General features: G+C 46.2%; 10 protein-coding genes. 9 read left to right on the top strand and 1 reads right to left on the bottom strand.

The window, feature by feature from the left end; all coding sequences use genetic code 11:
- The first annotated feature begins 4 nt into the window (after window positions 1-4).
- The 5 genes from LKD36_RS01050 to LKD36_RS01030 are packed head-to-tail and all read left to right on the top strand — an operon-like array spanning window position 5 to window position 7,008.
- Window positions 5-1,300, top strand: a complete 1,296-nt coding sequence (locus LKD36_RS01050) for an ABC transporter ATP-binding protein (protein WP_118769008.1) — start codon at window positions 5-7, stop codon at window positions 1,298-1,300.
- Between the two features lie 38 nt (window positions 1,301-1,338).
- Window positions 1,339-3,465 carry a class I SAM-dependent methyltransferase gene (locus LKD36_RS01045; RefSeq protein ID WP_308458321.1) on the top strand — a complete coding sequence of 709 codons (2,127 nt, stop codon included), beginning with the start codon at window positions 1,339-1,341 and terminating at the stop codon, window positions 3,463-3,465.
- A 22-nt stretch (window positions 3,466-3,487) separates the two neighbouring features.
- A complete protein-coding gene (locus LKD36_RS01040; protein ID WP_308458320.1) occupies window positions 3,488-5,380 on the top strand; it encodes a glycosyltransferase family 2 protein in 1,893 nt (630 codons plus the stop codon).
- A 10-nt stretch (window positions 5,381-5,390) separates the two neighbouring features.
- Window positions 5,391-6,614: an SGNH/GDSL hydrolase family protein gene (locus LKD36_RS01035; protein ID WP_308458319.1), complete on the top strand. Its 1,224-nt coding sequence runs from the start codon at window positions 5,391-5,393 to the stop codon at window positions 6,612-6,614.
- Window positions 6,615-6,618: 4 nt separating this feature from the next.
- Entirely contained in the window at window positions 6,619-7,008 is a 390-nt protein-coding gene (locus LKD36_RS01030) for a GtrA family protein (protein ID WP_118769012.1), read from the top strand.
- A 65-nt stretch (window positions 7,009-7,073) separates the two neighbouring features.
- On the opposite strand, the gene LKD36_RS01025 is transcribed toward LKD36_RS01030, so the two are convergent.
- The gene (locus tag LKD36_RS01025) at window positions 7,074-8,429 is read right to left on the bottom strand and encodes an FN3 domain-containing metallophosphoesterase family protein (protein WP_308458318.1); all 1,356 of its coding nucleotides are present in this window, start codon (window positions 8,427-8,429) and stop codon (window positions 7,074-7,076) included.
- Between the two features lie 236 nt (window positions 8,430-8,665).
- On the opposite strand from LKD36_RS01025, the gene LKD36_RS01020 reads away from it, so the two are divergent.
- The 4 genes from LKD36_RS01020 to LKD36_RS01005 are packed head-to-tail and all read left to right on the top strand — an operon-like array spanning window position 8,666 to window position 13,513.
- Window positions 8,666-10,294, top strand: coding sequence for a CotH kinase family protein (locus tag LKD36_RS01020; protein ID WP_308458317.1), 1,629 nt, complete (start codon window positions 8,666-8,668; stop codon window positions 10,292-10,294).
- Window positions 10,295-10,326: 32 nt separating this feature from the next.
- Window positions 10,327-11,043: a polyphosphate polymerase domain-containing protein gene (locus tag LKD36_RS01015; protein ID WP_308458316.1), complete on the top strand. Its 717-nt coding sequence runs from the start codon at window positions 10,327-10,329 to the stop codon at window positions 11,041-11,043.
- A gap of 31 nt (window positions 11,044-11,074) precedes the next feature.
- A complete protein-coding gene (locus LKD36_RS01010; protein WP_308458315.1) occupies window positions 11,075-11,749 on the top strand; it encodes a DUF4956 domain-containing protein in 675 nt (224 codons plus the stop codon).
- 3 nt (window positions 11,750-11,752) lie between these two features.
- Entirely contained in the window at window positions 11,753-13,513 is a 1,761-nt protein-coding gene (locus tag LKD36_RS01005) for a glycosyltransferase (protein ID WP_308458313.1), read from the top strand.
- Window positions 13,514-13,520 lie beyond the last annotated feature (7 nt).

Below are 13,520 nucleotides of genomic sequence, written 5' to 3'. Positions count from 1 at the left end.
AACTATGAGCAGCGAAGCAATTAAACTTGAGCATATTACTAAAATTTATAAATTATACGGCCGGAACAGAGACCGCCTGAAGGATTCCCTGGGGCTTACGAAGAAGAAATGCTATACGGAGCATTATGCCCTCCGGGATGTGAGCATGGAGATTCATCAGGGCGAGACGGTGGGAATTATCGGTGTCAATGGATCCGGTAAATCTACGATTCTGAAGATTATCACCGGTGTTTTAAGCGCCACCAGCGGCACGATGGAGATTAATGGAAGAATCTCTGCCCTTCTGGAACTGGGAGCCGGATTTAATATGGAATACACCGGGCTTGAGAATGTGTACTTAAACGGTACCATGCTGGGATTTTCCGAGGAGGAGATCAATGAACGTCTGCAGGATATACTGGATTTTGCAGATATCGGAGAATTTATCCATCAGCCGGTGAAGACCTATTCCAGCGGTATGTTTGTGCGGCTGGCTTTTGCCGTGGCCATCAACATTGACCCGGAGATCCTTATTGTAGATGAGGCTCTGTCTGTGGGAGACGTGTTCTTCCAGGCAAAGTGTTATCATAAATTTGAAGAGTTCAAAAAGCTTGGTAAGACCATTCTGTTCGTCAGCCATGATCTGACCAGCATTGCAAAATACTGTGACCGTGTGATTCTGCTGAACAAGGGCGTGAAGCTGGCAGAGGGAACACCGAAGGACATGGTCAATATGTATAAGAAGCTTCTGGTGCATCAGCTGGATGAGGAAACACTGGAAGATGTCTGCGAGAAAAGTGATATTGTGGAGCACACGGCAGACGGAAAAGCATGGAAAGACCATTTTGAAACGAATCCGAAGCTTCTGGACTATGGCGAGAAGCAGGCGGAGATTGTGGATTTTGCCATCATTGACCAATATGGACAGTATTCCAGTATTATTGAGAAGGGTTCCACCTGTCAGGTCAAGGCGAAGCTTACATTCCACAGTCAGGTGAAGAATCCTATCTTCACTATTACCATCCGGAACAAGCAAGGAACGGATATTACGGGAACCAACACTATGTTTGAGCGTGTGGAGACCGGAACCGTGGAAGCTGGAGAGACAAGAATCGTCACCTATACCCAGCGGATTGACCTGCAGGGTGGAGATTATCTCATTTCCCTTGGATGTACCGGATATGTGGGAGATGAATTTAAAGTGTACCACAGACTCTATGATCTGGTGGGAATGACCGTACTTTCTGATAAGGATACGGTGGGCTTTTATGATATGAACTCCGTAATTACCGTGGAGAACCCGGCAGAGCGCCAGGGCTGATTCGGAAAAATTTTTGCAGCAGGCAGGAAGGAATGCATATGCAGGAACAGTTTGGCCATGTAACAGTGACATATGATGAGGAGACTGCTTTACTGCAGCAGCCCCGCCCGGAAGATCTTCTGGTGGAGCAGCTGCTGGAGGAAGGCTTTGACTGTAAGAGGGCACAGGCACCGTCCTTCCCTGTTCTTTATCATTTATCTCATCTTCGCGGAAATCTGACAGAATGGCTGCCGGTGAAAATGACAGATACAGTGCTGGAATTTGGCGCCGACAGCGGACAGCTGACGGGGGGACTTGCAAAGAAGGCAGAGAAAGTCATCTGTCTGGAGGAAAGTGTGAGTCGGTGCAGACTGTTGGCAAAACGGTGGCAGACGGTGGATAACATCTCCGTATTTGGCGGAAGTGTGTGGACAACGCTGGAAACCCTTCCGAGATTCGACTGGATTGTGGCCCCGGGTGTGCTGACGGAAACACATCGATATTTTACCGGAGAATATCCGGAACAACAGGCGCTGAACATTCTGAAACAGCATCTGAAGCCGGACGGTCATCTGGTGCTGGCGGCAGACAACCGGTTTGGTCTCAAATACTGGGCCGGGGCAAAGGAACCCCATACAGGTCAGTATTTTGACAGTCTGGAAGGAAAAGCCACTTCTTTTTCAAAGCGGGAGCTGGAAACGATTCTGACTGACAGCGGTCTTACGGATTATCAATTTTATTATCCCTATCCGGAACGATGGTTTCCTATGAGCATCTATTCAGATCAGTGGCTTCCGAAGAAAGGGGAATTAAATCAGAATCTCCGGAATTTTGAAGGGGAGCGCATGGTACTCTTTGATGAGGAACAAGTCTATGATGAACTGATCAAGGATGGCAGGTTCCCGGAGTTTTCCAATACCTATCTGATGATTGCAGGACCGGAAAGAAAGGACTGCCCGGTCTATGTAAAATATTCCAATGACCGTGCAGAGCGGTTCATGATTCGGACGGATATTCTGGGAGATGCTGCTCATCGGCAGGTACGGAAGGTGCCGGTGTCTGCAGAGGCAGTTTCCCATGTGAAGGAACTAAAACACTGGGAAGAGGTGCTGGATGTGCAGTACCGGGAGGCGGGACTTCGCGCCAACCGATGTGAATTAAAAGATGGTGCAGCCTATTTTGAATTCCTGCATGGGCGGACCTTTGAGGAGCTGCTGGATGAAAAGCGGCAGGAAAAAGATTATGCAGGGCTTGCAGCAGAGCTGCAGCGTTACCGGAAACTTCTGACAGCGGCACTTGCAAAAGAAATAAAGCCATTTGCAAAAAGCCAGGAATTCATAGAGATGTTCGGTAACCCTGACTTTACAAAAGCATACAGCGGTGCATCCATCAATAATCTGGACTGGATCTTCGGAAATCTCATGGAGACAAAGGATGGTACCCAGATCATTGATTATGAGTGGACATTCCCGGTACAGGTGCCGGTGGAATATCTGATCTGGAGAGCAGTATCTCTTTATCTTAACAGCCGGGAAGATGTAAAGCATCTGGGACTTATAGCGCAGATGGGAATCTCTGAGGCAGAAGAAGCGGTCTTTACAGAGATGGAACATCATTTCCAGTTGTGGCTCCTGGATGGAACGGTGACTATCGGGGCACAGTATCTCCATACGGCAGGACGGACGATTACGCGGGAAGAACTGTTACGTCAGGTGAAGAAGAACCGGATTCAGATTTATCCTGACTGCGGCAGCGGATTTTCGGAAGACACCAGTTACTGGGTGGAGACGGAAGCTGACAAGGAAGGAAATGTCCGGCTGGAGCTTCTGCTTCCGGCGGATATCCGCGGACTGAGACTTGATCCGGCAGAGACGCCCTGTCTGGTAAAGATAAAGCGTATTCTGGGAGAACTGGGCGGCAGTTACAATCCAGGCTGGAGCCATAATGGACGGGAACTGGAGCAGCAGGGAATCCTGTATACGACCACGGATCCGCAGATTGTGATCTCCGGTCTCGTGGAGGGAACCGGACGGCTCTATGTGGAACTGACCATTCAGGAACTGTATCCGGATACGGCCTATGCCTGCATGCATCTTCTGAACCGGGTGAGGGCAGCAGAACGGCTTACCAACAGTATGCCATTTAAGTTTCTTAAGAAACTTAAAAATATATTAAAGAGCAGATAAGTTTCAATAGAAGGAAATTCGTATGAGTAAAGAAAACAATCAGGCAGATCTGCCTGAACACAGAGACAAACGATTTGACGCAGTGAGAGATACATGGTACTGGAAACTATCCAAGCCAGTCCGCGTGGTGGTTCATTTTGTGATCCGTACCCGCAATGCTTACATCCATTATGGCGGCATCAAGGGAATGTACAAACGCTGGAAACAGAAAAAAGGTGAGGCAGCCAAACGGGTGGATTTTGGAACAAAGAGCTTTCCGAATGCAGAAGAGCGCCGGAGAGAAGAAGAGACTGTATTTCCAAGAGAGATCAAGATCAGCGTGCTGGTACCTCTTTACAATACCCCGGAAAAATTCCTGCGGGAGATGATTGAGTCCGTGCAGGCACAGACCTATAAAAACTGGGAACTCTGTCTGGCAGACGGCAGTGATGACAAACATCAGGATGTGGGTGAAATTTGTCTTGATTATCAGAAAAAGGACCAGAGAATCATCTACAAAAAGATTGAGAAGAATCTGGGAATTTCCGGAAATACCAATGTATGCTTTTCCATGGCAACGGGTAATTTCATTGGACTTTTTGACCATGATGATGTGATGCATCCGAGCCTGCTCTTTGAGTGTGTGAAGACAGTCTGTGAGAAGGATGCGGATTATGTCTATACAGATGAGGCAACCTTTACCTCCCCGAATCTTGACGATCTGATTGTCCTGCATTTTAAACCGGATTATTCCCCGGACAACCTGCGGGCCAACAACTATATCTGCCACTTCTCCATGTTTGATGCGGATCTTCTGAAGAAGACCGGGCTGTTCCGCTCCGAGTACGACGGAAGCCAAGATCATGATATGATCTTACGTCTGACGGAAGAGGCAAAGAATGTACAGCATATTCCGAAGATTCTCTACTACTGGAGATCTCATCCCCAGTCGGTGGCGGCAGATATCGGAGCAAAGACCTATGCGATTGATGCGGCAAAACGTGCGGTGCATGATCATATGCGGGATTACTATGGCATTGAAGTGGAAGTGGAGAGCACAAGAGCATTCCCGACTATTTTCCAGATCAAATATCCCATTACCGGAACGCCCCTTGTAAGCATTGTGATTCCCAATAAGGATCATGTGGAAGACTTAAGAAGATGTATTCAGTCCATCGTGAACAAATCTACCTGGACCAATTACGAGATCGTGGTTGTGGAGAATAACAGCAAGGAACAGAGCATCTTTGACTATTATAAAGAACTGGAAGCACTGCCTCAGGTACAGGTAGTGACCTACGAAGGCGAGTTTAACTACTCCAGGATCAACAACTTTGGTGTAAGTAAGACCAGGGGAGAGTATCTGCTTCTGTTAAATAATGATACAGAAGTCATTACTCCCGACTGGATGGAGCAGCTTCTTATGTATGCACAGCGAAAAGACGTGGGTGCAGCCGGAGCAAAGCTCTATTATGGAGATGATACGATCCAGCATGCGGGTGTGGTCATCGGTCTTGGAGCCCATCGTTCTGCAGGACATACCCATTATAAGATGCCAAGACAGCATCTGGGTTATATGGGACGCCTTTGTTATGCACAGGATGTGACAGCTGTCACGGGTGCATGCCTTATGGTGAGCAGAGCTGCTTACGATCAGGTGGGCGGCCTGGATGAAAGTTTTACGATTTCTCTCAACGACGTGGACTTCTGCTTGAAGCTCAGAGAAGCAGGATATTTAAATATTTTCACTCCATTTGCAGAGCTTTATCACTATGAATCCAAGACAAGAGGAATGGAAGAAGGCGAGAAGCTTCGCCGTTATGAAAGAGAATGCGCGCATTTCCGTGAAAAATGGAAAGCACAGCTGGATGCCGGAGATCCCTATTATAATCCGAATTTTTCATTGGATTATTCTGATTTTACCCTGCGCTTTTAGAGGTTGAGACATGAAGAGAATTGAACGGGAAAAAGTCATCAGAAATGCATACCGCAGTACGATACTGGCACTGACCATCTGCTGTATTTTTCTGGGAGCAGTGCTGGTAATCCATGAACTGGCAAGAGAATACGAAGTCAGCAAACTGAATAAGAAACTGGATGCAAAAGGAGTCGTGCAGAATGATGAAGGCCTGTACGCCAGCGTGCAGCTGTTTCTTCCTGAAAAAATATATGTGGCACAGGGCGTGACGCTGGAACTTTATAACAGTCAGGTCTCTTCTCTTGGAACCCGTATTGAGGATTATAATGTGAAATGGACCTGTGCAGTGGGAAAGAACATGCAGCGGAAGTTTTCGATTACGGGAACGGAGGAACTGCTGGGTGAGTATCCGCTGATCTTCACCATTTTTGATGATAATGGAACTCAGGTGGCAACGACATCGACCACGTTAAAGATTGTAGAAGACTTGGGAGAGCAGGAAAAAAGTTTTTCACTGCTGACCATCGGAGACAGCCTGTCCTGCAATACAGCAACTTATGAAGAACTGAATACGCTTACGGATAATCAGATTGTCTATATGGGAACCCGCGGTGTGGGCGGCTCTCTGACAGAGGCGAGAAGAGGCTTTTCGGCAGCCAACTATCTGACCGACAGTCCGTACACGATGGAAGACCCCCATGAAGAAGTGCATCCGTTCTATAATGAGGAAACCGGCAGTTTTGACTGGAATTATTATAAGAAAAAAACAGATTTTCACCCGGATGCGGTGGAATTGTTCCTGGGGACCAACGGACTGGATGTAGATCCGGTGGAAAATGGTGATAATATTATCAAAATTGTGAAGAAAATTCATGAAGATGAGCCGAAACTGCCGATTTATCTGGTGCATACCATCTATCCGGCCAATCAGGATGGTATCGGTTCCTGGAATAATAAGGGGTATGCTCTTTACAGTGACCGGTATAAATATGAGGAAGATCAGAAAGTTTTTCATCTGATGACCTATCTGGAAGAAACACTGAATGATGAAGATTATCTATATTTTGTTCCGGCAGCAATCTGTGTGGACAGTGCCAATAATTTTGACACGACGGAGGAACCGGTAAGTCCCCACTCGGATGTGATGCAGGAAGTTCCGACAGATGCGGTACATCCGGGAAGAGCAGCTTATGAACAGATTGCAGACTGTCTGTACAGTGTGATCTGCGGAACAAAAGCAGAATGGGAGTAAATATATGGTAAAATTAATTCAACAGATGATTAAATTTGGTTTTGTGGGAGTCTTATGTTTCTTTATTGATTATGGGATCATGGTTTTCCTGACGGAAGTGTTTGGAATCAATTATATGGTTTCCAGTACGGTTTCCTTCTCCGTATCCGTAACCGTCAATTATATCTTAAGCGTGGCCTTTGTTTTTGAGACTGACAAAGATAAAAATAAGATAAAAGAATTTATTGTGTTCGTGCTGTTGAGTATTGTAGGTCTTGGTGTCAACGAACTCTGCATGTGGCTGGGAACGGACCTCATGGGAATCCATTATATGATTACCAAGATTGGTGCGACGGCCATTGTAATGGTTTACAATTTTGTGACCAGAAAGATGTTTATTGAAAAGAAAAATTAAAAAGAATACAAAAACGGCTGTGCCACCTCGATGCTGGCGCAGCCGTTTTTTGCAGTGTCGGAAATTTATCCTACACTTTTATCAATTTCATAAGTATCAATGATTTCCCAGGTCTCTGCATCATAAGTCGTGAAAGTCAGGGAGTCAGGAGAAACCTGCACATCAGTCACCTGGGGGCTTTTCTGCTTTTCACTGACAGCCGCTTCGTCCTGGGCAGAAGGTTTGTGATAAAGACTTCCGCTGGAAGAACCAAGGGTCAGATATAGGGTGCCCTCCGGATCAACAGCAGGACTTTCGTAATCCTGCCAGGTTCCGTCTCCATTGATAAAATAACTTCTCATATAGCAGTGATTGTGTCCGCAAAGCACAGCGTCGATATCATAGTCGTCTGCAAACTTCAGAAAATAGGGGCGCATCTCCTGGCCTTTTTCCATATATTCCTCATAGGAATTATAGGGAGAATAGTGAGAGAAGACCAGCTTCCAGCGAATATCTGGATTGGCTTCACAGGCATCCGCGATAAATTCTTCATGGTCGCCCCATTTATTTTCATCCATTACATCCAGCACCATAAAAAGGGCATCTCCGCGTACGAACCAGTAATCTCCATCACCTTCGTCATCACAGGTACCAAGATTTGATTGATCCGGAAGAGTGAAGTGCTCGGAATACTCCGGACCACCCATGTCGTGATTTCCTTTGACAGGAGCCAGGGAAAGGCTGTAAAGTACCGGCTGGTTTAAAAAGGCGTCATACTGTTCCGTATCGTTATAATCGTTGACCTGATCACCAAGAGAGATCAGAAAACTGGAAGCCGGAAAATGATATTTGATTTTGTTCAGCACCTTTTTAAAAGTGGTTTTCTGGTTATCAAGCTCATCAACCGGTTTGCCAAGCTGAGGATCTCCGATAGCCGTAAAACGGAACGTATCAGAGAATGGCGGAGTGGTGTAGGAGTAGACCGGAGAATATCCTTCTTCATTTCCTACTTTATAAATATACTCTGTTTCCGGTGAAAGACCGCTTACCGCAGCGCGGTTTACATAATATCCGGAAGTGATCTCCGAAGCAGTGGGATCTGATGCCGGAAAGGACTGGGCATTCGCAAAATCCGTGTCATCAGCAGTAGTAAGAAGCACTTCACCTGAGACGGAAGAAGGGGAATACCAGGTCATATTGACATCTGACTCGGCTGCTCCTACGGTAACGGAAAGATATCGGATAGGAGTGGAGGTGATCAGCGTGGCAGAGTAGGAAGGTGCGGTGCTCCAGGTCTCTTCGCCGGGGGCCGGAGGGCTTACTTCTTCTTGAACAGCTTCCTCTGCGGCCGGCTGTTCTGTATTTTCTGAATCTGCTTTACCGCAGCCTGCCGCTGCAATTATCAGCAGGGCTGCAAGAAGCAATAGTCTTTTTTTCATCATTGCAGGATCTCCTTAACAGTTACTTAATATATTTGGTTTACCATAACACAGATTACCCGGAAAAGTAAAGGGATAAGGCATTGCGGAAACGTGAACAATTTCTTAACTTCTGTATCACAATGTCTGTTTGAGCGTGTAAAGAAAAAGTAAAGTTGCGTATCCACGGCAAAGCTGATATAATGAACTCTAAATAAAGTTGCGAAAAGATTTCGTATAAAATAGACAGGAGAGACAGAGTGGTAAAAAAGATGGCGCTGCTTTTCAGCGTACTGCTATTCATTGGCTCCCTCTTTTTTTTCGTACATGAATCTGAACATGCCGAAATCCAGGACACTTATGAGAGCGGTGCTCTGAAAGGTGAGGTTCATGAAGCGCGTAAACTGCAGAAACGCCTGGCGAAGACTCTTGACGGAACTTCCGTGCAGCTGTGTTTTAAAGGCGAACTGCTGGCATGTGACAGGGAAAGTCTGACATTCTATCTTCCGGTAGATATGGAAACGGATGCATGGGAAGCAGGAACCTTTGCCGACCAGAGTGGGGAATTTGGAATCCTTCCACTGGAAGATTATACGCGTCTTGAAAAAAAAGAGACGGTTTCATCCGGTTATGCAGTGCCGTTTCTGGCATGGAATGAAAAGGAAGGAACCTGTACGACAATCTATGTGGTATTCACCGGTTTGCCGGTGGTACGTATGGAGACAGATGCAAGCCTTGATGTGGATACGGTATTTGCCGGAAGCGTCGAGTTCTATGAAAACTGTGGAAAGGAAGACTGGACACTCAAATCAGTTTTTCAGGCACACGAGAGAGGTCAGACGACCAGAGCTTACCCGAAGAAGGGTTACCGGGTGGATCTGATCTCTGTCACATCCACAGGTGTAATCAATAAAAACAAAGAAAAGGTTCTGGGAATGAGGAAGTCCGATTCCTGGATCTTTTATGCCATATACAGTGACGGCACGAAAGTGCGGGATCAGTTCAACACCCGGATCTGGGACAGGCTTGGAGCATGGGATACACCTTATGACACCCGGTTTGGCACCAGCATGAAATATGTGGAGCTGGTGGTGAACGGAGAGTACAGAGGTCTTTACGGGATTTTTGAACCGATAGACAGCACGCAGCTGGAAATTTCAGATCAGGAATATCTCTATAAGAGGACTTACGGAAGAGAACTTCTGGCGGAGACCATGGATTCCGTTGCTCCGTCTGAATACCTGACAGTTCTCGGAATGGAACTGAAAGGACGAAATGGTCAGGGAAATGGAGAGGACTGGAAATGTTTCCGGACATTTGTGGAAATGTGCCAGTCTGACGATGAAACGTTTCGGGCAGAAGCGGAAAAGCTGCTTAATATGGACAACGTTGCAGACATCTGGCTGTATCTGCAGATGATGTATGCAGAAGACAATATTTATAAAAACATGTTCTTTGCTTTCAAAAAGGAATCCGACGGTTACCGGATGTATCTGGTGCCATGGGATACAGACCTGACCTGGGGAAATACCTATGTGGATGATGGGGAACAACTGTATGTGCAGTGGTCGCCGGAACATGCGCAGGATTATCTGGAATGGCCGTTTCTGGACCGGCTTTTAAAACTGGATGTGGGAAATATCTGGGAAAAAGTGGCGGCCAGATGGCAGAAACTCCGACAGGATGAGCTGTCAGATGAAAATCTTAAGAATATGCTGGATGACTGCATTCATGAGGTACAGGATTCCGGTGCATTTGCGAGAGACGCGGCACGTTGGCCGGACAGCCGGCATGACGGTGATTATGAAGGAATGGAATCCTATCTGAAAACGAGAATTGCATGGCTTGACAAAACTATGAAAAACATGGATGAACAGATAGAGAAGTGACACAATAATAAGATAGAAATGAGAGTGAATCTATGGAACCAAAAGTATTTGATCCGTCATTGATGGAGAACAGGTTCCGGCATGAGTTCAAGTATGAATGCTCCTATGCACAGCTGAAGAATCTTCAGTGCCGGCTGTCGGGGCTGATTCCGCTTGATCCCCATGCGGGAGAGGATGGCATCTATAACATCCGGAGCCTGTATTTTGATGATTACTATGATCGGTGTCTGATGGAAAATGAGGCAGGAACAGATCCAAGGGAAAAGTTCCGTATCCGGATCTATAATCACAGCGCAGAACGTATTTCTCTGGAACTGAAAAGAAAAGTCAGGGGAAAGACACAGAAAATATCCTGCCCGCTGACAGAGGAGCAGTGCAGAATGCTGATGGCGGGACAGACTCCTGAGATCACAAAAGGGACGCCGCCTCTTTTGAACAAGCTGGTGATGCTCATGAAGACAACGCTGATGCAGCCAAAGGTGATCGTAGAGTATGACCGCGTACCGTACATCTATCCCCTTGGCAATGTACGCGTGACGCTGGACGAAAACATCAGGGGAAGCTCCCGGGCGGATCTGTTCCTGGAAGACCAGATTCCATTAAGGCCGATCATGCCGGCGGGGCATCACATCCTGGAAGTAAAATATGACGAATATCTGCCGGATTACATTTATCAGGCCGCACAGCTTGATAATCTGAGACAGACCGCTTATTCCAAATATTATCTTTGTAGAAAATATCATCTTTAAATTATAAAAAAAGAAAAGGAGATTACATAAGATGGGATTTAAAGACGTATTTAAAAAATCATTTCTGGAAGGGTTCAATGGCATGGACATTACGACCGCAAAGATTGCGGCAACGCTGTTTGTGACCGCACTTCTGGCACTTTACATTTTTGCAATTTACCGATTGGTGACCAGAAAGGTGTTTTATTCCAAAAACTTTAATATTGCCCTGGCAGCTATGTCCCTGATCACTGCAGCCATCATTCTGGCTATGCAGTCCAACTTGGTGATTTCTCTTGGTATGGTCGGCGCACTGTCCATCGTACGTTTCCGTACCGCTATCAAAGATCCGATGGATCTTGTGTTCTTATTCTGGTCTATCAGTATCGGAATCATCTGTGGAGCAGGCCTGTATGAAGTGGCATTGGTTACTTCCGTAGCTGTTACGGTATTTATTCTGGTTCTGGATATGATCCCGGTCAGCAGAGCGCCGATGATGCTGGTTGTCAACAGTTCCAAAATGGATGATGAGCAGACCGTACTTGATGTGGTTGGAAAATATGCAAAATCTTACAAAGTAAAATCCAGAAACCTGTCCAAAGGACGTCTGGATATGGTGGTAGAGCTCCGCGTGAAAGATGAAAGCGGACTGGTATCTGAAGTAGCAGCTCTGGACGGAATGATCGGAGCATCTCTGATTGCACATGATGGCGAGGTTACCTTTTAATTTATGAAAGCTGATTACGCAAAACGTGGTTATCATTATATGAAAAACTACGGTCTGTCAAAACTGTATCTGAAAGCAAGAGATCGTCTGGAAAGGGATCGTCTGGAGAAAAATTATCAGGAGTTTCTGTTTGCAGGAAGACCTGTGGGAAGTGAGCTGCAGCTGCAGCGGGAGCATCGGTTTTCCTATGAACCGCTGATCAGTATTGTAGTGCCGGTTTATCGCACTCCAGAGGCTTTTTTAAGAGAGATGGTGGAGTCTGTTCTGGGACAGACCTACGCCAGTCTGGAACTGTGTCTTGCAGATGGAAGCGGAGATGACGACCATACGGAGCGCATATTAAAAGCCTATGCAGAGAAGGATCCAAGAGTCCGGTACGAGAAACTTCCGGAAAATCTGGGGATTGCCGGAAATACCAATGCGGCTCTTGATCTGGCATCAGGTGATTATGTGGCACTTCTGGATCATGATGATTTTCTGGAAAAACATGCCCTGTTTGAGATCGTACGTTTTCTTCAGAACCATCGGGATGCGGATATGCTTTACACAGATGAAGATAAGGTGACGTTTGACTCGAAGACTTATTTTCATCCTCATTACAAACCGGATTTCAGCCTGGATCTTTTAAGAAGCAACAACTATATCTGTCATTTCCTTGTGGTCGGAAAGAAGCTTCTTGAGAAAGCCGGAAGATACCGGGAATCATTTGACGGCGCGCAGGATTATGACTTTATTCTGCGCTGCAGTGAGCTGGCAGGTGAGATCGGACATATTCCGCAGGTGCTTTATCACTGGAGATGCCATCAGGCATCTACGGCAGGTAATCCGGACAGTAAAAGTTATGCCTATGAGGCAGGCAGAAAAGCGCTGGAAGAACATTTTGAAAGAACCGGTACGGATGCCCGCATTGAATGTATGGATAATCCGGGATTTTACCGGATTAAATATCCCGTAAAAGGAGATCCCAAAGTCAGCATTGTCGTTCTTGACCCACCGGACATGTCGTCAATGGGGCGTTTTGCGAGGGCGCTTTCCAGGGTGGAAAGTTATAGAAATGTTGAAATCCTAATCCTTCTGGATGCCCCCAAAAAAAATAAATTAATTCTGAATTTTATAAAAGAACATAGACAAACTTTAATAAAAGTAGTATATTGTACTAGTGCGTGTAATAAATTTGTAACATTTACCAGTCTGGCGGAAAAACTTGACAGCGATTATCTCCTCTTTCTGGACGGGAAAACCGGACGGATCACCAGAGGATATATGGAGCTGTTTCTTGGAAATGCGCAGAGACCGGAAGCCGGAGCAGTCGGCGGACGTGTCTACGACAGCAGCCACAGACTTTGTTATGGTGCAAAAGTTCTGGGACTCCACGGCATGGTGGGAGATGTGTTCCAGGGACTGAAAGCAGGACACAGCGGATATCTGCATAAAGTGATTCTGCAGCAGAATTATCACGCAGTCAGCGGAAAAGCCATGATGGTAAAGCGGGAACTGTTCCTGAAAGCCGGAGGCTTTTCAGAAGACGTAGAGGACCGGATGAAAGATGTGGATCTGTGTCTGAAACTCGAACAACTGGGTTACAGTAATATCTATGAGCCTGGTATCGCCTTGATTCTTCAGGATCATCGAAGAGGGAGAAAACTGGCAGTAAGACCGGCAGCACAGTTTATGAAAAAATGGAAAGAGCTTCTGGAAGTACCGGATGCCTTTTACAACTGTAATCTTTCTTTGGATGATACGGATTTTCGAATCCGGGAATAATCACTGA

This window comes from Hominiventricola filiformis (genome assembly GCF_020686965.1).
Lineage (GTDB): Bacteria > Bacillota > Clostridia > Lachnospirales > Lachnospiraceae > Hominiventricola > Hominiventricola filiformis.
The sequence above is the reverse complement of the archived record's forward strand: the minus strand, read 5'-3'. Positions and strand labels throughout refer to the sequence as shown.